The 19,514-nt window shown below is 28.4% G+C and carries 22 protein-coding genes; 8 read left to right on the top strand and 14 right to left on the bottom strand.

Annotated elements, in window-relative coordinates; genetic code table 11:
• Nucleotide 1 precedes the first annotated feature (1 nt).
• Together ACN0WB_RS05655 and ACN0WB_RS05650 are read left to right on the top strand one after the other, a co-directional pair.
• Nucleotides 2-661: a porin family protein gene (locus ACN0WB_RS05655; protein ID WP_417429704.1), complete on the top strand. Its 660-nt coding sequence runs from the start codon at nt 2-4 to the stop codon at nt 659-661.
• 88 nt (nt 662-749) lie between these two features.
• A complete protein-coding gene (locus ACN0WB_RS05650) occupies nt 750-2,018 on the top strand; it encodes a UDP-N-acetylmuramoyl-tripeptide--D-alanyl-D-alanine ligase (RefSeq protein WP_417429702.1) in 1,269 nt (422 codons plus the stop codon).
• Here the strand turns inward: ACN0WB_RS05650 and ACN0WB_RS05645 are convergent.
• Nucleotides 2,004-2,615 carry an NUDIX hydrolase gene (locus ACN0WB_RS05645; RefSeq protein WP_417429700.1) on the bottom strand — a complete coding sequence of 204 codons (612 nt, stop codon included), beginning with the start codon at nt 2,613-2,615 and terminating at the stop codon, nt 2,004-2,006. The genes ACN0WB_RS05650 and ACN0WB_RS05645 overlap by 15 nt on opposite strands.
• Before the next feature lie 37 nt (nt 2,616-2,652).
• On the opposite strand from ACN0WB_RS05645, the gene ACN0WB_RS05640 reads away from it, so the two are divergent.
• Nucleotides 2,653-3,039 (top strand): SRPBCC family protein, encoded by a 387-nt coding sequence (locus ACN0WB_RS05640; RefSeq protein ID WP_417429698.1) that lies wholly within the window; start codon nt 2,653-2,655, stop codon nt 3,037-3,039.
• On the opposite strand, the gene ACN0WB_RS05635 is transcribed toward ACN0WB_RS05640, so the two are convergent.
• Genes ACN0WB_RS05635 through ACN0WB_RS05625 form a run of 3 tightly spaced genes read right to left on the bottom strand, consistent with a single transcriptional unit; the run spans nt 3,036 to nt 5,971 of the window.
• Nucleotides 3,036-4,085 carry an anhydro-N-acetylmuramic acid kinase gene (locus ACN0WB_RS05635; protein WP_417429696.1) on the bottom strand — a complete coding sequence of 350 codons (1,050 nt, stop codon included), beginning with the start codon at nt 4,083-4,085 and terminating at the stop codon, nt 3,036-3,038. The two genes, ACN0WB_RS05640 and ACN0WB_RS05635, sit on opposite strands and share 4 nt — an antisense overlap.
• A gap of 21 nt (nt 4,086-4,106) precedes the next feature.
• Entirely contained in the window at nt 4,107-4,700 is a 594-nt protein-coding gene (gene lptC, locus ACN0WB_RS05630; protein ID WP_417429694.1) for an LPS export ABC transporter periplasmic protein LptC, read from the bottom strand.
• Between the two features lie 2 nt (nt 4,701-4,702).
• A complete protein-coding gene (locus tag ACN0WB_RS05625) occupies nt 4,703-5,971 on the bottom strand; it encodes a hypothetical protein (protein WP_417429692.1) in 1,269 nt (422 codons plus the stop codon).
• Between the two features lie 193 nt (nt 5,972-6,164).
• Here ACN0WB_RS05625 and ACN0WB_RS05620 point away from each other — a divergent pair, with 193 nt between their 5' ends.
• Nucleotides 6,165-7,280, top strand: a complete 1,116-nt coding sequence (locus ACN0WB_RS05620; RefSeq protein WP_417429690.1) for an ATP-binding protein — start codon at nt 6,165-6,167, stop codon at nt 7,278-7,280.
• Nucleotides 7,281-7,297: 17 nt separating this feature from the next.
• Here ACN0WB_RS05620 and ACN0WB_RS05615 read toward each other — a convergent pair whose 3' ends face one another.
• The 3 genes from ACN0WB_RS05615 to ACN0WB_RS05605 all read right to left on the bottom strand — a co-directional run bounded on the left by ACN0WB_RS05615 (nt 7,298) and on the right by ACN0WB_RS05605 (nt 9,531).
• Complete coding sequence (locus ACN0WB_RS05615; RefSeq protein ID WP_417429688.1) at nt 7,298-7,768, bottom strand: hypothetical protein; 471 nt, start codon at nt 7,766-7,768, stop codon at nt 7,298-7,300.
• A gap of 52 nt (nt 7,769-7,820) precedes the next feature.
• Nucleotides 7,821-8,129 carry a T9SS type A sorting domain-containing protein gene (locus ACN0WB_RS05610; RefSeq protein WP_417429686.1) on the bottom strand — a complete coding sequence of 103 codons (309 nt, stop codon included), beginning with the start codon at nt 8,127-8,129 and terminating at the stop codon, nt 7,821-7,823.
• A gap of 301 nt (nt 8,130-8,430) precedes the next feature.
• Complete coding sequence (locus ACN0WB_RS05605; protein WP_417429684.1) at nt 8,431-9,531, bottom strand: acyloxyacyl hydrolase; 1,101 nt, start codon at nt 9,529-9,531, stop codon at nt 8,431-8,433.
• 261 nt (nt 9,532-9,792) lie between these two features.
• On the opposite strand from ACN0WB_RS05605, the gene ACN0WB_RS05600 reads away from it, so the two are divergent.
• From ACN0WB_RS05600 to ACN0WB_RS05585, 4 genes are read left to right on the top strand one after another with little or no spacing between them, the layout of a single operon-like run.
• Entirely contained in the window at nt 9,793-10,416 is a 624-nt protein-coding gene (locus ACN0WB_RS05600) for a TetR/AcrR family transcriptional regulator (protein WP_417429682.1), read from the top strand.
• Complete coding sequence (locus ACN0WB_RS05595) at nt 10,403-11,716, top strand: TolC family protein (protein ID WP_417429680.1); 1,314 nt, start codon at nt 10,403-10,405, stop codon at nt 11,714-11,716. Before ACN0WB_RS05600 ends, ACN0WB_RS05595 begins: the two co-directional genes overlap by 14 nt.
• A gap of 15 nt (nt 11,717-11,731) precedes the next feature.
• Nucleotides 11,732-12,844, top strand: a complete 1,113-nt coding sequence (locus tag ACN0WB_RS05590) for an HlyD family secretion protein (protein WP_417429678.1) — start codon at nt 11,732-11,734, stop codon at nt 12,842-12,844.
• Between the two features lie 55 nt (nt 12,845-12,899).
• Nucleotides 12,900-14,480 (top strand): DHA2 family efflux MFS transporter permease subunit, encoded by a 1,581-nt coding sequence (locus tag ACN0WB_RS05585; protein ID WP_417429676.1) that lies wholly within the window; start codon nt 12,900-12,902, stop codon nt 14,478-14,480.
• A 51-nt stretch (nt 14,481-14,531) separates the two neighbouring features.
• Here the strand turns inward: ACN0WB_RS05585 and ACN0WB_RS05580 are convergent, their stop codons facing one another.
• The 7 genes from ACN0WB_RS05580 to ACN0WB_RS05550 form a co-directional block, all read right to left on the bottom strand.
• Nucleotides 14,532-15,008 carry a low affinity iron permease family protein gene (locus ACN0WB_RS05580; RefSeq protein WP_417429674.1) on the bottom strand — a complete coding sequence of 159 codons (477 nt, stop codon included), beginning with the start codon at nt 15,006-15,008 and terminating at the stop codon, nt 14,532-14,534.
• Nucleotides 15,009-15,099: 91 nt separating this feature from the next.
• Nucleotides 15,100-15,753: a response regulator gene (locus tag ACN0WB_RS05575; RefSeq protein WP_417429672.1), complete on the bottom strand. Its 654-nt coding sequence runs from the start codon at nt 15,751-15,753 to the stop codon at nt 15,100-15,102.
• Between the two features lie 4 nt (nt 15,754-15,757).
• Nucleotides 15,758-17,554 carry a tetratricopeptide repeat-containing sensor histidine kinase gene (locus tag ACN0WB_RS05570; protein ID WP_417429670.1) on the bottom strand — a complete coding sequence of 599 codons (1,797 nt, stop codon included), beginning with the start codon at nt 17,552-17,554 and terminating at the stop codon, nt 15,758-15,760.
• A 90-nt stretch (nt 17,555-17,644) separates the two neighbouring features.
• Entirely contained in the window at nt 17,645-17,902 is a 258-nt protein-coding gene (locus ACN0WB_RS05565; protein WP_417429668.1) for a hypothetical protein, read from the bottom strand.
• Between the two features lie 98 nt (nt 17,903-18,000).
• Nucleotides 18,001-18,438: a hypothetical protein gene (locus tag ACN0WB_RS05560; RefSeq protein ID WP_417429666.1), complete on the bottom strand. Its 438-nt coding sequence runs from the start codon at nt 18,436-18,438 to the stop codon at nt 18,001-18,003.
• 52 nt (nt 18,439-18,490) lie between these two features.
• Entirely contained in the window at nt 18,491-18,916 is a 426-nt protein-coding gene (locus ACN0WB_RS05555) for a hypothetical protein (RefSeq protein WP_417429665.1), read from the bottom strand.
• Between the two features lie 85 nt (nt 18,917-19,001).
• Nucleotides 19,002-19,439, bottom strand: coding sequence for a hypothetical protein (locus ACN0WB_RS05550; RefSeq protein ID WP_417429664.1), 438 nt, complete (start codon nt 19,437-19,439; stop codon nt 19,002-19,004).
• Between the last annotated feature and the right edge of the window lie 75 nt (nt 19,440-19,514).

Below are 19,514 nucleotides of genomic sequence, written 5' to 3'. Positions count from 1 at the left end.
TATGAAAAAGCTATTTTTTATCACCGCATTTCTAACTGCTACTTTGCTTTTTGCACAATTGGATTTGAGAAATACACGTTTTGGAATCACTGCAGGACCAAATTATTCTCGTGTTCAAAGAGCACACAATTCTTCCGGTCCGCGTTTCGTTTTCTATGCCGGAGTTTTAGCTTTAATTCCTATTGATAGTAATGATCAATTCTACCTTCAACCAGAAGTTTTGTATGTAGGAGCAGGTGAAAGAGGAGATAGAAAATATGAAAATTTAAAAGGTTTACAACACGCAACTTATGCAACCGATTATATTAGTATTCCTCTAAATTTTAAAGCTTATTTCTCAGAAGCAGAAAGTGAATTTTTCATTATTGGTGGACCAAGATTTGATTTTTTAATAAGTCAAAAAGTTACAAATCCAAGTAAACCTTCTTATGAAATTAATGCTTATGGAAAAGCAGGTTGGTTTAATTTTAATATTGGTGGCGGATTTGGTTTTAGCTATAAAAGACAACTAGAAATTGCAGTAAAACTTGATGCAGGCTTATCTAATGCATATCCGAATTTAAAAAATTCACCTACCGAAATTGCGACAGGTGATCCAGATGTTCAGAAAATAAAATCTTTACAAGTTTTTAGTCTTGCACTAAGCTATATTTTTAAATAGATTTTTTAAAATTTAAATTTTAAAACTTAAGTAATTTTGCTTAAGTTTTTTTTATATAAATACACTTAATTTTTTTTATTTTTGAAAAATGAATGTTAAAGATTTTTACCCCTTTTTTTTAAGCGCAAATAAAATTTGCATAAACAGTAAAAAAGTAGAACAAAATGATATATTTTTTGCTTTTTCTGGCAAAACTTTTAATGGAGCAACAAAAGCTTTAGAAGCAATAGAAAATGGAGCTTTAGCTGTAATTTTGGAAGATCCTAATTTTCAAGATTTGTCTAAAAATATTTTTTTTGTTCCTTCAACTTTGCAGTTTTTACAAGATTTAGCAATTTTTCATAGAACACACTTAAAGATTCCAATTATTGGTTTGACGGGAAGTAATGGTAAAACTACAACGAAAGAATTAATTCATGCTGTTTTATCCGAAAAATTTAAAGTTCAATATACTTTGGGAAATTTAAATAATCACATCGGTGTTCCTCTGAGTTTGCTTTCTATAAAAGATTTCCATGAATTAGCGGTTATCGAAATGGGCGCAAATCATCAAAAAGAAATTGAATTTTTATGTACAATTTCTCAACCAAATCTCGGTTATATTACCAATTTTGGAAAAGCACATTTAGAAGGTTTTGGTGGAGTAGAAGGCGTTATAAAAGGAAAATCTGAATTGTATGAGTATTTAATTTCAAATCATCAAACAATTTTGGTAAATGAAAATGATCCCATTCAAAGGGAGAAAACTAAATATTATTTATCCAAAATAACTTTTGGTACAGATGAAAGTCAATTTAATTTTGATTTAATTCGTAAAAATACTTTCGTAGGTTTAAAATATAAAGACCAAGAAATTTTAACAAAATTAACAGGAGACTATAATTTTACCAATCTTTGTGCAGCTGTAACTTTAGGTTTAGAATTTGGCGTTCCATTTGAAAATATTAAAAATGCGATTGAAAATTACGAACCAACCAATATGCGAAGTCAAATAGTGCATAAAAATGGAAAAGTTTTGGTTTTAGATACTTACAACGCAAACCCAAGTTCTATGGCAGAATCTTTAAAAAATTTCAGTCAATTTGAAGGTTCAAAAACTATTATTATGGGGGATATGTTAGAATTGGGAAATGAAAGTGAAACTGAACATTTGGCTTTATTAAATTTGGCGAGAAGTTTAGATTTTGATAAAATTATATGTGTTGGTTCCCAATTTATGACAGTTTCGCCAGAAAATACTTTTACAACAACACAAGATTTAATGCAAGAATTAAAAAATAACCCAATAAATACTACAAATATTTTACTAAAAGCATCGCGCGGAATTGCGTTGGAAAAAATTTTAGAAGTGCTCTAATTTTTGTACATCTTCCAAAATAAGTTTAATATTATTGAAAGTTTTTGGTAAAACATCACTTTTAATTTGGTCATTATTTTTCCAAGAAACTTTTTTTATTCCTTCTTCAATCTGCGGAACAGGCGTCTCATTTCCATTATAAAACATTTTAAACCAATTGGTTTTTTTTAAAATTTTTTCGCCATTTCGCTCTACATAAACATGAAAAGTTTGGTTGATAAATTGGTCTAAAATTAAGTCTTTCAAACCCGTTTCTTCTTCTACTTCACGTATTGCATTTTCTTCAATTGATTCGCCTTTTTCTAATTTCCCTTTCGGTAAATCCCATTTTCCCAATCGATGGATAAATAAAATTTCGTTTTTTTTGTTATAAACAACACCTCCCGAAGCTTCTATTTCTTTAAATAAACTTTTAAATTTCTCCCATATTTCATTTAGATTTTCGCCATAAATATTTGCAGCATTTAATGCTGTATTTTCTAAAAACTCAATTGCCATTTCTAAACTGTGAGAGCCGTCAAATTTAATATGCTTTACGTTTAGTTCCGGCGTTTGTGTTAAACTTAATCTTTTTTCATTCACAAAAACTTTATACATTTGTAGAGCTTTAAAATTTAATACAAAAATATAAAAAATGAATTTAGAAGGAAGGAAAATATTGGTAAATAAATCGCGTGCAGATTTGGTAGAAATGTTAAAAAACCCTGAAGATTACAGACATTTGATGCCCGATTCACTTCAAAATTTTGAAGCGCGAGAAGATGGTTTTAAATTTGGACTGAAAGGAATGCCAGAAATTGCTTTAAAAATTGAAAATGTATCTGAAAATCAAGTGGTTTTAAAATCAGCAAGTTCAAGTTTAGATTTTTCCTTAACCGGAAATATGGAAAAAGCGGAAGATAATAAAACTGAAGTTCAACTTTTATTTGAAGGAAAATTTAATCCATTTATAAAAATGATGGTAGAAAAACCGCTTCAAAATTTTATTAATGCTTTGACGGATAATTTAGAAAAACTTTAAATAAGAATTCCGCTGCAATGATCATGTGAACTTCCCGTTGCAGAAGATAAAATATTATTTTCACTACGAAGTTTTAGAACACCCATAAAAGCAAAAATTAAAGCTTCTTTAAACTCAATAATTTCTCTTGATGGAAATACGATTTTTCCTTCGGTTTTTGCTTTTATTTTATCTATTAAAAATCCATTATAAGTTCCACCGCCGGTTACTAAAACTTTTTTTATTTTATTTTCATTTAAGATGTCTACCATTTTTTCTGCAGCGTGTTTTGTAAATGTAGTAATTAGATTTTCTACCGAATCACCTTTCATTAAAGGGAATATTTGTTTTTGAACGAATTCAAAACCTAAGGATTTTGCTTCTCTATTTTTATAAAATTCTAATTGATTTAATTGTTTTAAAATTTTTTCATTTACGCTTCCGCTTTTTGCAATTTCACCATTTTCATCAAATTTCTTTCCTAATTTTTCGGCAAAATAATTCAAAACAATATTTAAAGGACAAATATCAAAAGCCAATCTTTTACCATTTTCTTTGAAAGAAATATTAGAAAATCCACCTAAATTTAGACAAGCTTCATATTCAGAAAATAAATTTTCATCACCAATCGGAACTAAAGGTGCGCCATTTCCACCCAATAAAACATCTTGACTACGAAAATCATAAACAATGGGAAAATTATTTTTAATTTTTATAGCTCTTCCATCACCAATTTGGTAAGTGAATTTTTTCTTTGGTTGATGGTGAACTGTATGTCCGTGAGAAGCGATTAAATCTAAGTTTGTAATATTATTTAATGAAAGAAAATCTTCCACTTTTTCACCTAAATAAAATCCATATTCCGAATTTAGTTCTAATAAATCTATTGAGGAAAGTTGAATTGCATTTGCTAATTTTTCTGTCCAACTTTTAGAATAAGCAATTGTTTTTGTTTTTAAAATCTCAAACGACCAAGATTTATTTTGGAAACAAAATTTTGCGTAGCAAATGTCTAAACCATCAAGACTAGTTCCAGACATTAAACCTAAAGCAAAATATGTAGTCATAATGTTGGTTTTAGAAAACGATTAACGTTTATTTTCTGGAATTTTTTTAGCGTTGATGTCGCCAGAATTATTATTGAAAACGTACTCGGAAAAATCATCTTTTGCAGTCATTCCATTTGCACCAACTAAAGTAGAACCATCTTTGTCTGTTACAAAAACTGTATCATTAGTGTACATTTTTCTATTTTTTTTGTCCCAAAAAACAGATTGTGTAGCGAAAATCTGTCCTTCATTGGTTACAATTCTTACGTTTCCTTTAGCTTCGTAAAATTGTTTTTTTTCGATTATTTTAGCGTATTTTGCTTTAATTGTTCCAGGTTTTGTGGGGTTTTTCTTATCAAAAAATTGAATGTAAATTCCTTTTCTGGCTTCAATGTAAGGTGTATCAATTAATTCATATTTTTCTATCAAAGCTGCCGTTGCTCGTATTTTAACAAAACCAGAATCACGCTGAATAATATTTGCACCATTAATAATTTGGGAAGGAAAATCCAACTTTTTTTTACCTGCAGATTTAGCTAAATCTTCTTCACAAGAGAGTAAAGAAAAAAATATAGCGAAACTTAGAAAAGCCGCTATATTTTTATTTTTTAAATATTTCAAAAAAAATGACATTTTTAATCGTAGTAACGTTTAGTGAACCACTTATCTGCAAAATTAATACCTATTTTTAGATTAATAAAATTTTGATTAATAAGATTATTTTGAGTGGTGCCACGTTTTCCAATTTCAATTCCTAAGTCTAAAGAACTTGCTGCATTTACTTTTCCATTAAATGGTAAAGTTACGCCGCCTGTAAGTGCAAATTCATTAATGTTTTTTCCATTTAGAAAAAGATTGCCTTTTTGGTAATAAGCACCATATCTGTAAATTACACGCTGAAAATAACTACGGAAATTATTTAAATCTGGTAAAAACCATCCACCAATAGAGGCTTTGTAAGAATCTTTATACTGAAAATCTTTTCCTAAGAATAAAACGTTTTGACCTTGTTTATAATCAATTTGTCCACTCAAAAACCACTTCATATCTTTTCCGTAACCGGCGCCAAAAGAAGCAGCCATTGGGAAAAGATTATTTTCGGTTTTCAGATTATCTTCTATAATAAGTTCATCTACTAAACTTCCGTTTCTACCAAAAAAATAAGTGCTGTTTTTATAATAAGTTTCTGTGTCTCCAGTTGCTCCAAAAGTATAAGTTGCACCCAAAGTAAATTTATGATCATTTTTAAGTTTCTTTTGATAGACGGAACCCAATGTAAAATCAAAACTTTTAATTCTGTTTTTTGTTTGGTAACCATTTACTAAAGTTGCTTGAGAATTAGTAATTTCTTCAGTATTGTATAAATTACCAAAGTAAAAATTACTTCTTAATCCCACTGCGAAACCAGGTTTAATTGAATAAGAAAGTCCAGCTTGTACTGTACTTACCGTTCCAGAACCAATAAAACGATTTACGGTAGTAACGTTTCCATTAGTTGTAGAATTAATAAAATTATAATTTTTACTACTATAGGGTTGAAAACCTAAGCCAAATTTTACATTTTTAGAAATTGGAAATGCGATGGAAATATTAGAAAGATACGTAGAATGCTTTGTAACTTTCATGTTATTAACATCGGTTGTATAAAAATTATTTTCATTAGTACCTTCCACTTTTATAGAAGTAAGCTCCAAATTTAAGTTTGCAGCTGGATTGGCAAAATTGAAAGAGTTGTTTAAATCTGAAATATAAGCAGTAGAAATTCCTCCCATTGCGCTCACATCCACAGTATTATCGTATTTTACATCGCCAATTCCAAATGAGGCGTAAGGCGAATTTCCAATACTTTGTGCTTGTAAAAAATAACCTGCAGCAAGGAAAGATAAGACAAAAATTTTGTTCATATTTATTTTTAAAAATAATGCGCAAATATCTTAATTAATAATGAATTGTGAAAATTTAGCGCCGTTAAAGTTTGTTAAGGATAATTTTATTTTTAATAGTATGCATTGATTAAATTATTCAAAATTTATTTTTTTTCGATGTTAACTTTTAACTCATAATTAAAAACTCAAAACTTATAATTATCTTTGAAAAATGGATTGGGATTTAATTATTGGGCAAGAAAACTTAAAAAATACTTTAAAAAAAAGTGTGGAAGAAAAACGTTTAAGTCACGCTCAAATGTTTATTGGTAAAGCTGGATATGGCGTTTTACCTTTGGTTTTGGCTTATGCGAAAGAGATTTTAAAATCTGAAAAAGAAACAAATTCAATAAAAATAGATCATTTAAACCATTTGGATTTACATTTTAGTTTTCCTGTTTTTACTGAAGATAAAAAATCTTTTAGTAAAAAATGGTTTCCTGAATTTCGACAGATGATTTTAGAAAATCCTTATTCTGATTTTAATGAGTGGAAAGATATTTTAGATTCTCAAAACAAACAACTTTTTATTTCCGTCGATGAAGTAGAAGAAAAAAATGCAAATTTCTCTATAAAAAGTTTTGAAGGTGGAACAAAAATTTTAATAGTTTGGCAAGCAGATAAGATGAATGAAAAAGCTGCCAATAAATTTTTAAAATTTTTAGAAGAACCGCCAGAAAATACGCTTATTTTTCTAATTGCAGAATCAGCGGATGATTTTTTACCGACAATTTTTTCCAGATGTCAATTGGTAGAAGTACCAAGAATTTCGGATAAAGATATTTCTGAAGCTTTGTCTGAAAAAGGAATTTCTCCAGAGAAAATAAATGAAATAATTTTCGCAGCAGAAGGAGATTGGAATGTAGCACAAAGTTTAATAAATATAAATGAGTCTGTTTCAGAGTTTGAAGAGCTTTTTGTGAATTGGGTGCGTTATGCTTTTCAAGCAAAAAAACAACCGCAAACTTTAAAGGAAATTATAAAGTGGAGTAGAAGTATTGCGAGTTGGAATAAGGAAAAACAAAAACAATTTTTAGATTATTGTGCAGAAATGTTTCGTTTGGCTTTGATGCAAAATTATGGTGCGGAAAACTTAGTTTATAAGAAATTGGCGCAAGGTAATTTTAAATGGGAAAGTTTCTCTAATTTCATTCATGGTAAAAATATAGAATCTATTTTAGAAGAAATTTCTGAAGCAGATTATCATTTAGCCAGAAATGCAAATTCTAAAATTGTTTGGGCGGATTTAGGAATTAAATTGACGCGGTTTATTCACAGAGCAGCGTAAATATCTTTTAATAAAAATTATATCTTAGTAAAAGTTTTTTCAATTGAAACCATCTTTCCTCCAATATAATCACTTGTCATTACTACAAATTCTGTTGTAGAAATAATTTTAATTTTTACTGTGTAATTTACATCATCCACAAAATAAGTCATCATATTATTTTCTATTTTTACTCTTCCATAAGTTGTAGAAATAAATTGTCTGCAATTTTCACCTTTTGCTGTAAACTTCGATTGTTTTAGAATTCCATTTTCTTTTATAAATTTCCAATACGAATTTTTATCACATTCTTGCGAAGCTTGTAATTCCTTTTTATTTTCACTTGTAAAATAAGTTTTGCTGTTTTGCCAATTCCCTACAAAATAATTTTCATCTAATGTTTGACTAGAAATAGTTTCCAATTTTGGCATTTTATTTTTTTCTTTTTCTTGTGAAATACATTGTGAACAGAAGAAATTAAGTATTATTAAAAGTAAAATCTTTTTCATATTAAATTTTGTAACAAAAAAAGAGCCGTGTTTTAAAACGGCTCTCATTATTTTATTGATTAATAAATTTCTGTGAAGTGTGTTGGTATTTTATAATATATGTTCCTTTTGGAAGACTTCTTTTCAAAATAACATTATCTTTTGCATTTCCTTTTTGAACCGTTTTACCAGAAATATCATAAACTTCATAATCTCCAAAACCTTTATTGTTGGAAGAATTTACTATTGTTAATTTATTTTCAGATTTTGAATAAACAACCGCTCCTTTTACTTGTGGTAAATCTGTAACCGCTAAAGTGCTTGTAATTTTTACTGAATAATCTTCAGCTTGTCCATAACCTAAATAGGAATGTATATCCATTTTTTGAAGTTTAGCTTCTGTTTCTAAACGATTTTTCTTAACTTCTGGGAACTTATGTTCTAATTTATTTTGAAAAGCATCAAATCCACAAGTTTGAGAAAAGATTGAAATTGAAAATAAATTGCAATGAGTAAAATTGTTTTTTTCATAGTTTCGTTTTTAAATATTAATTAATGACTCAAATTTAACTAAATTTATGATTGAAAAATTAAAAATTTGTTAAAACTTTAAAAAAATAACAATTGCGATTTATTTCAGTAAAAATTTTAAATACTTATATGCTTTTTTTAATATTTATTTTCTAAAATGTGTAACCAAGGTTAATAGATAAAGGAATTTTAACTCCGGCATTATTTGTAAATATATTTCCATTAGAATAATGACCAATTTTAAATTCTAAATTATAGTGGCGCTCATTACCTAGATAAAAACCAAGTCCCATGTTATCTTGAAAAGTAAATTTGCCACCGCCATCAAACCCATCAATTAATGTTTTAGAAATAAAACTAGGTCCTGCAACGGAATAATATAAATAGGCATCAATAGGTTTTGTGTGTAAAAAATTAAATCTAAAAATAGGATAAGCGGAAATTGTGAAAAAACTTTCTTTGTTGATATTAGTAGTATAGAAACCAGCTCCGATTCCCCAATCTAAAGAAAAATATTTAGCGGTATGGAAAACATTTTGGCGGTAATCAATTGTTATTCCGTGATTTACTTCCGCACTTCCACCCCAAAATAATGCACTTTTAGATAATGAATTGTTAATGTTATATCCCAAAATTAAACTGGAATAACCTACTTGAAATAAATGTTTTGGATGAATATAATTTGTTATTTCTGCTGCTTTTATTTTTTCATCTGAAACCGGATTTAAATTATACGCAAATCCTGCAGAAATAAATGAAGTTGCAGGTTGTTTTACTTTTTTATTTTCTGGCGAATAAACAGAACTTAAAAGTAAATCAATTTTTGGATTTAATTTATATTTCAAACCACCGCCTAAAAGTACAGTGCTGTAATTTGCCTTTTTTACAATTTCAACTCCCTCCGAACCAATTCCTCCGAGCCTTGTAATAATTCCTAATCCGGCTTCACCAAAAACTGAAATTTTTTCTGTGAGAGGTAATTGTGCCTTTCCTGTAAGTCCAACAATATTCATCCAAACAGAAGCTTTTTTCGGAATATTATTACTTGCATATTTATATTTAACCCAATAAACTGGTCGCATATAAGTAATTTGAGCTGATAAATTCTTGTTAAATATATAGCCAAATAAAACTAATCTAACTGCGGTATGAGGAACTTCAACAGACTGAAAATCATATCCAGGTGAAGTAGTAAATTGTTCTTTTGTGAAATTATAATTAATGGAACCAATATTTAATTCAAAATATGCCATTTGTAAAAAATCAGGTAACTGCGATCTTTCATCTTGGGCTATAATTATTGTAGAAATTAAAATTGAAAATAATATTGTTATTTTTTTTAGCCACATAAATTTAAATTTTAAACTGTCTAAAATTAAATATATTTTTGAATAATCTATCTAATAACCTAATAACTTAAATATTAATTTACTAAAAAAAGTAAAAAATAAAATCAATCAATCGTTTGATTTATTTAAATTTTATTTATCTTTGCATCGTCAAAAAATAAAGAAATGATTTCTAAAGAAGAAAATATATTATTTGCAGCGGAAAAATTGTTTTCTGAAAAAGGTTTTGAGAAGACTTCTACAAGAGAGATTTCTCGTGCTGCAAATGTTAATATTTCTATGATTTCCTATTATTTTGGTTCCAAAGAAAAACTTTTGGAAAAGCTTTTTGAGATGAGAATGGTGGAAAGTCAAAGTTACATTCAGGAAATTATTGCCAATGAGAAACTCAACGTTTGGGAGAAAATTTCATTAATTGTGGATCGTTACACAAAAAGAGTTCGGCAAATGAAAGTGTTTTATAATATTCTGCAAACTGAACAACTTACCAATAAAAATGAACGCATTATTACTTTTCTGAAAAATTCCAAACTGGGATATTTAAAAGTTTATGATGAATTGTGTAGAGAAGGTTTCGAAAAGAAAATATTTAAAAAATTACCAAACATCGCACTTTTACACGCCACTTTAAACGGAATGATGTTTTACGCAATGAATGGTTTGCCGATGTATAAAGAATATTTCAATGTTTCAAAAGACAATTCAGATTTTGATGATCATTATTTTGAAGAATTAAACTTACATATTAAACAAGTTCTAAAAAATCTTTTAGGCTATGAAGAAAATTAAAAAAAGCATCTTTGCTTTTAGCTTATTTCTGGGTATTTCTTTTATGAATGCGCAAGAAACAAAAATACTCACGCTAAATGAAGCAATTGAAATGGGTATTAAAAATAGTAAAAATTTAAAAATTGACGAAGCAAAAATCTCTGAAGCAACAGCAGATTTATTAGAAGCTAAAAATCGTCAGTTACCAGATTTCAAACTTTCTGGGTCTTATTTAAGATTGGGAAATGCAAATGTAAATTTGAAATTTTTACAGCCAGGTTCAGGAAACGGAACGCCTTCTCCGACTTCTGCATTAATTGCACAAGCCAATTTATCTTTGCCGCTTTATTCTGGAGGAAGAATAAAATACGGAATTCAATCTGCAGAATACTTAGTTGAAGCTTCGAAATTAAAAAATGAAAATAATCAACAAGCGGTTTCTTACAATATTGCGCAAGCTTATAATAATTTATTTAAAGCCAACCAAGCGATAAAAGTTTTAAAAGAAAATTTAACAGCGTCTCAAAAACGTGATGAAACTTTTATGAAACTTGAAAACAATGGACTTCTCGCCCGAAATGATCGGTTGAAAGCCAATCTCCAAACTTCCAATATAGAATTACAATTATTAGAAGCAAAAAATAATTATTCCATCGCTTCCATAAATATGAATTTGCTTTTGGGATTATCTACAAATACAGTTTTAGAGGTTGATGAAAATTATATTTCAGAACAAAAAGATCTCAATTTTGTAGATTATTATTTAACTGCGGCGCAACAAAATAGAAAAGATTTACAAGCTTTAACTCTCCAAAGAAGAGCGGCAGAATTAGGAACAAAATCTGCAAAAGCAGAAAATTTACCTACAATCGCTTTAACTGGAGGTTATATTGCAGCAGATGTTCCAAAAATTTTAACCGTTTATAATGCGATAAATGTAGGTGTTGGAATTAATTATAACCTTGCGAATCTTTGGAAGAAAAATTCTTCTTACATCAAATCTCAAGCAATAGAAGAAGAATTAGCTGCAAATAATGAGTTGCTGAATGACCAAATTAAATTAGAAGTTAACAGAGATTATCAAAATTTAAATTTTTCAAATCAAAAAATTGAAGTTTATAAAAAAGCGCAAGAACAAGCCGAGGAAAATTATAGAATTACAAAAAATAAATATGATAATGGTTTAGCAACTATTACAGAACTTTTAGATGCGAATGCTGCCAAAATTTCTACAGATGTAAATGTTGTAAATGCAAAAGCTGACGCAGCTTTAGCTTATAGAAAATTATTGCAAACCAGCGGAATCTTAATAAATAAATAATAAAAAGAAATAATAATGGAAAATAATAACGAACAAGAAGAATTATTCCCAAAACCAAAAAAGAAAAAAAGCCTCATTTTCCCTATAATTTTAACAGTTCTAATTTTGGTAGGCGGTTTTTTTGGTTACCGATTTTATAAATTTAATCAAACACATGAGGAAACAGATGATGCACAAATTGGTGCAAATTTAAGTCCCGTTATTTCTAAAATTTCTGGCTATGTTGCAGAAGTAAAAGTGAAAGATAACCAGTTTGTAAAAAAAGGAGATACTTTAATTATTTTGGAAAATAAAGACCAAAAATTAATGTTAGAACAAGCGGAAGCTGCTCTTGGAACTGCAAAAAGTAATATTGCAAGTGCAAAAGCTTCATCTGCAGCAACAGGAGAAAATATTAATACTTCTAGAGCTGCAGTTACAACTGCAAATTCACAGATTGAAGCGGCAAAAGTTAACGTTTGGAAAACTTCACAAGATTTGAAAAGATATTCAAATCTTGTAAAAGATCACAGTATTACGCAACAGCAATATGATGCAGCTTTAGCGGCAAAACAATCTGCAGATAGACAATTACAAGTTTTGGTGGATCAAAGAAATCAAATTGCGCAACAACAAGGTGTTGTAACTTCTCAAACCGCCGCAAGTTCGGAGCAAATCGGTATAGCTTCTTCAATGGCAAAACAAAGAGAAGTAGATGTAGAAAATGCAAAATTAAATTTATCATACACCATCATTACAGCGCCAGAAGATGGTTATGTTTCAAAAGTTCCAATTCAAAAAGGACAATTTTTACAAGCTGGAGCACAATTATTTAGTTTGGTTTTAGATAATACCAAATGGGTAATTGCAAATTTTAAAGAAACACAACTTACAAAAATGGTAGAAGGTCAAAAAGTGGATATTAAAATTGACGCTTATCCAAACAAACATTTTGAAGGGGTTGTAAGTTCTTTTTCACCTGCGACAGGTTCAGTATTTTCTATTTTACCTCCAGATAATGCAAGTGGAAATTTTGTAAAAGTGGTACAAAGATTACCTGTAAAAATAAATTTCACAAATTTAGATAAAAAAATATCTGATAAATTACGTGCAGGAATGAACGTAAATGTGACCGTCGCATTAGATTAGATTAACAAAATTTGTAATTTCAAATTCATTATCTAAAATTAAAATTTAAAGAAAAATGCAAGATGATTCTTTAGTAGAATATGGCGTGAGAAGAGTAATTATAACAATTACTGCTATTTTGTGTGCGCTTTTGGAGATTGTAGATACTACAATTGTAAATGTTGCTTTACCAGAAATGAAAGGAAACCTTGGTACAACACTCTCAGAAGTAGGTTGGGTTATTACAGCTTATGCAATTGGGAATGTCATTATTGTTCCAATGACGAGTTGGCTTTCTCAACAGTTTGGTCGCAGAAATTATTTTGCAGCTTCCATAATGATCTTCACTGTTTTCTCCTTTTTATGCGGAAATGCAACGAATATTTGGGAATTAGTAGGTTTTAGATTTCTACAAGGAATTGGAGGTGGCGCACTTTTAGTAACTTCACAAACCATTATTACAGAATCTTACCCTCTTGCAAAAAGAAGTATGGCGCAAGCCATTTATGGTTTAGGTGTAATTATCGGCCCAACTTTAGGTCCACCTTTAGGCGGTTATATTGTTGATAATTTTAGTTGGCCTTTTATTTTTTATATTAATTTACCAATCGGGATTATTGCGACAATTATGACAATTCAGTTTGTGAAAAGCCCAAAATTTGCAGATAAAAGAAAAGCTTCTGATGTAGATTGGTTAGGAATTGCACTTCTCGCAGTCACAGTTGGTTCTTTACAATTTATTTTAGAAAGAGGTCATGAAGATGATTGGTTTGATAGTAATACTATTATTTTTTTAACAATCACTTCCATTTTTGGATTAATTTTATTTCTCTGGAGAGAACTTACTTTTCGATATCCAATTGTAGAATTAAGGGTTTTAAAAAACGGGAATTTAAGAATTGGTACAATTATGTCTTTTGTACTCGGTTTTGGTTTGTATGGTTCCACATTTATTGTTCCTCTTTATACACAAACAATTTTAGGTTGGACTGCTTTAGAATCTGGCGCTTTAATGATTCCTTCTGCGCTTACAACAGCATTTATGATGCCGATTATTGGGCGGCTTTTAACTAATGGTGTAAAACAACAAGTTTTAGTTTCTATCGGGTTATTATTATTTTTTATCTATAGTTTCTGGGGATTTAATATTTTAACTCCAGATACGGGAAAACCTGCATTCTTTTGGATGTTAATTGTTCGAGGAATGGGATTAGGAATGTTATTTATTCCGATTACTTCTTTAGCTTTAAGTACTTTAAAAGGACAAGAAATTGGACAAGGTGCAGCTTTTACCGGAATGATGCGACAATTAGGAGGTTCTTTTGGAATTGCTGCGATTACCACTTTTATGGCAAACCGAAGTGGAAGTTATGCCGCAGATTTAGCGTCGAAATTAGATGTGAATAGTTTGATGGTTCAGCAAAGATTACAAGGTTTGAAATCTGCTTTTATGATTAAAGGAATGCCACCAAATGTTGCTTTACAATCTGCTTATCAATCTTTGCAATATTCTGTTACAAAGCAAGCTGCAGTTTTATCTTATATGGATGTTTTTCTTTATTTAGGATTATTATTTCTTATTTGTATTCCTTTTATTTTATTTGTGAAAGAGCGAAAAATGAAAACAAAAATAGATTTAAGCGAAGCCATGCACTAAAAATAAAAACCCCTCTTTTCTGAAGGGTTTTTGCTTTTCAATATTTAAAAATTAATTTTCTTCTGTTTTTTCTAAAAAACGACTTTGTCGAAATTTATATTTCTCACTTTGGTTTTTAGTAGCAATGTCTATAGAATGAGATTTGTGAATATCAATATCTTCTTTTGCCTCTTTGGATAATTTTTCATAATATTTATGTAATTGGTCGAGTTCATCTTCCGTTAAATCTTCAATATCCACAATTCTGTTACTCGCGCTTTTACTCGCTGCAATGAGCTCATTTAATTTTATTTGAATGGCTTTAGAATCTTTATTTTGTGTTTTCTGAATTAAGAAAACCATTAAAAAAGTAATAATAGTTGTTCCCGTATTAATTACCAATTGCCAAGTTTCAGAATAATTAAAAATCGGCCCAGAAGCCGCCCAAATTATTACAATTGCAGTTGCGCCTAAAAATGCATAACTACTTCCCGTAAATGTGGTTGCAGCATTGGAAAATTTCTCAAAAAAGTTTTTATTTTTAGACATTATATATTTTTTATTGACTCAAAATTAGATAATCTATTTCAATAAATTGAGAAGATTCTAATTATTAAAAAATAAATTCTTTAAGATATTTCTAAATCAAATTATTCTTCTGCGCTTTTTGTACCGCTTCTAATTTAGAATGAACATTCAGTTTTTCATAAATATTTTCAATATGTTTTCTCACTGTGGAAGGCGAAATAAATAAATTTTCCGAAATCGCCATATAACTTAATCCATTGCTTAATTGCTCTAAAACTTCTATTTCTCTTTTTCCTAATTTAATTTTTTCAACTTCAGACTCGTCAGAAAATTCTACTGGATTTTTTAATAATTTTAAAGTCTTCATCGCAATGGAAGGGCTCATTGCAGCACCGCCATTCATAGTTTCCAAAATAGAATTGTATAATTTTTGCGGTTCTATATCTTTTAATAAGTAACCATCGGCACCGGCTTTTATGGCTTTGAAAATGTTTTCATCATTATCAAAAACTGTAAGCATCAAAATTTTAATTTGTGGGAATTTTTTCTTGATTTCAATGGTGGCTTCAATTCCGTTTTTTACCGGCATTTCAATATCCATTAATATTAAATGGGGAATAAAATCTTCAACTTTTTCTATAATTTCTGCACCATTATAAGCGGTTAATTTAATTTTAATATCATCAAAAAAAGACAATTTTTCTTCTGCTGCTTTTATTAAAAAATGATTGTCATCAACCAATGCAATATTTATAAATGGAGTCATAAATTTAAATTTTAAAGGAAATTTTAGTCCCGTTTTTATCACTTTTTACTTCAAAATGAATTCCTAATTCTTGAGCTCGAGAACGCATGCTTCGTAAATTATGACTTTCAAGATTTTCGGTATTAAAACCTTTTCCATTGTCTGAAATTAAAAAATTATTTTCACTTTTTTCTGCTTCAATTTTAACCGAAATTTCATTTGCTTTAGAATGTTTTATAGCATTATTAACCGCTTCTTGCACCATTCTATAAATAAACATTCCCGTTTTAGAATCATAATTTTTATCTGCTGCATTATTCACATTTAGATTAAATTTAATTCTATCTAAACTTTCATTGGCTTTACTTATATAATCTGAAAGTCTATTTGCTAAATCTTCTGTAGAAATTTCTGGCTTATTCATCGCCCAAACTGTGTCTCGAAGTTCAGAAATAGTTTCTTTTGTAAAGCTACTTATTTTGGATAATTTTTCAGTTATTTTAGTATTTTCTGTTCCAATAAAATGTTTAATTGTATCTACAGAAGAAATAATAAATGTGAGCTGAGAACCAATATTATCGTGCAAATCTCTAGATATAGAAAGCCTTTGCTCTTTAAGTTTATTTTGAGTTTTTATTTCTGAAAGAGCTAAATGGAGTTCATTTTCTTTTCTTTGGCTACGTATTTTATTACGTTGTTTAAAGTAAAAAAGTAAACCTAAAAGCGCCGTAATTATAGTAATTGCAACAACGAGAATAAGCCACAATTTTCTTGTATTTAACATGTCTTTCTGAGCAAGAATCTGATTTTCTTTTTCTACGGTTTCATATTTTTGCGTCAGTTGTTCTACATTTTTTTCTTTCTCTACAGTAAATAAACTATCATTAAATTTCCTTAATCTATTTTGTAGCTCATAAGCTTTTTTATAATTATTTTGTTTTACTTCATTCGCAATTAAAATTTCAAAAGCTTCTTTTTTGATTCCAGGATATTTTAATTTATCCGAAAGTTCAAAGGTTTTTTTGATGTATTTATTAGATTCTGCAACTTTCCCCATTTTAGAATAGAGTTCGCCCATTGCAAAATAATTAAGACAAAGTGCAAAATCATCTTTAAGTTTTTCTCTTATTTCTAAAGCTTGCTGCAAATAGTCTTCACTTTTTTTAAAGTTTTTTTGTAGCATGTGATTGTAGCCGATAAATTCTAAAGAATATCCAATTCCAACACTATCTTTTCGTTTTCGTTGTATTTCTAAGGAACTTTCATATCTTTTTAAAGCTTCGGTATTTTGATTCATTTGTTCGTAAACAACGCCGCTTTCATTTAAAATAGTTGCTTTTCCTTCTAAATCATTAAGTTCATTAAATAAATCTAAGGCTTTTTCATAATATTTTAAAGCGCGTTCATTATTTTGCAATTTCCGATTTAGTTTTGCGATTTCATTATAAATATTTGCTTCAGATTTTTTGTCACCTAATTTTTGGTACGTTTCCAAAGCAGAAAGATGATAGAACATTGCAGAATCCATCTGCGATTTTTTATGAAAAGAAATCGCCAAATATTCTGCGAAAAAGGCAGAATTTTGAAGATCGTTTTTTTGTAAAGCCAGTTTATAACCCATTTTACTGAGATAATAAGAAAGATCTACAGTTTTAGGTTTTCCAATTTTAAAGGCCGTTTTAAGTAAAATTAATTTTTGAGCATTCGTTTTATTTTCGAATAATTTATTTAAACTATCGGTTTCTTTTTTTGAAATCTGGGCTTTAATTGTGAAAAGACAAAGAACAATAAATAAGATAGAAAGTAGATTTTTTTTCACCATTACTTCATTTTAACATTTGTAATGTTAAAGATAACATAAATATTTGATGAAATATATAAATTGCTATTAGTTTAAAATCACTATAAATAATTAAATTGCTCTATTTCTCATTATTGCAATAATGGATTTATTTAAATCTTCGGTATTTAGATAAAATTCTTTTAAATCTGCACTTTTAACTTCGCTTTCAAGATTTTCATTTAATATGGAAAGTCGCTCTGTGAGAAGATTTTTGTACAAATCAAAAGATTGATTCTGAACTATTAATTTTTTTTGTTTTGCTTCTTCATTTTGTAAAAAAAACTGCAGTGCAGGAAATTCTTTTTTGGGTTTTAGAATTTCGAACACTACAGCAAAAGAAATTATAATGGTTAAAAAAAACAAAATAATAAACAACATATTGCTTTAAAATATAAAATTTTATGAAGAATTTTATCTTTTTTAATTTATTCTGTAAGATTTAGATATTGTAGAAATACATCTACAAACAAACTTTTATTAGCGTCATAAACATTTTTAACAGCAGCTAGTGAACTATTTTGTATAATGGCTATTTCTTTATTATTTGCATAATAATTTGCATTTACTATTTCAACTCTCACACCGCTATCAGAAAATTTATAGTTCATTTTTACTTTTAAAACACCATCTGTTTTATCCTTTTTACTCCACGTAACATCATATTCAGAAGGTTGGTTAATGTAAGTTTTGCTTAAAGAATAATCGTATTTAGCGATGTCATCTTCAAAAAACTTAGCGTTTTCTAAAGCTTTTGTTTTGTTAACACCCGTTGCATAATTTTGCGTAAAGACTTGAGCGAAGCTAAACTGTGCGATAAGAATTAACAGAATTAAACTGATTTTGGTTTTAAAATTTGCATTCATAATTTTGAAATTTTAGGGTTTAAGTTAGTGTACGATTTGGTAATTTATTTTTTTATTCTTTGAAATTCATAATTTTAAAAAACATATTGACGAATACATTTTTATTGCTATTATAAAGTTCTGTGTTTTCCTCTGGTGTTACGGCGTGATCACTATTATTGAAAAAATGAGATATTTTTACTATTTCTACTTTCGCACTTTTTTCAGAAAATTTATATTTCATTTTTACCGTTTGTAATCCAGTTATTTCATCATTTTTCTTCCACGTTGCTTCATATTCATAAGGAGATTTTATATTAGATTTGGTAAAACTATAATCATATTTTCCGATTTCATTTTCAAATAATTTCACGTTTTCTAATACTAATTCTTTGGTAATTCCTGCATCATAATTCTGCGTAAAAACTTGTGCAAAGCTAAATTGTGCGATGAATAATAAAAGAATTAAATTGATTTTTGTTTTAAAATGGGATTTCATTGTCTTAAATTATAAGTGAGAAAAAACTAATATGTTTATAAAAACGAGGGCGTTTTAGCAACAGTAAATAGCGCGTTTTGCTTTATTATTTTAAATTAACATATTGCATAAAAACATCCACATACAAATTTTTATTAGCGTCATACAGATTTTTATAAACTTGATTTGTTGCATTTGGCTTTATTTCATAAGAGCTTCCTTGTGAGTTATAAAAAGAATTTACAATTTCAACTTTCACACTTTTATCGGAAAAGAAATAAGATATTTTTGTAGTTAAAACACCATCGCCAGTTTTACTTTTTTTGTTAAAAATAATATCATAATTATCAGAACTTTTTACATTTGATCTTGCAAATTGATAATCATATTTTAGAAGATCCTGTTCATAATATTTTGCATTTTCTATTGCCTTTTCTTTTGTAATTCCATTGTCATAATTAAAATTAAAAACTTGTGCAAAGCTTAATTGCGCAATGAAAATTAAAAGAATAAATGAGATTTTTGTTTTAAGAATTGTTTTCATAATATTGATTTTAGTAATTATATTTAACTTGTTTTTTTGATATGGTAAAATTCAGTAAATTTCAAATTGAAAACT

This window comes from Halpernia sp., from assembly GCF_048269545.1.
In the GTDB taxonomy this organism is placed as follows: Bacteria; Bacteroidota; Bacteroidia; order Flavobacteriales; family Weeksellaceae; genus Halpernia.
The sequence above is the reverse complement of the archived record's forward strand: the minus strand, read 5'-3'. Positions and strand labels throughout refer to the sequence as shown.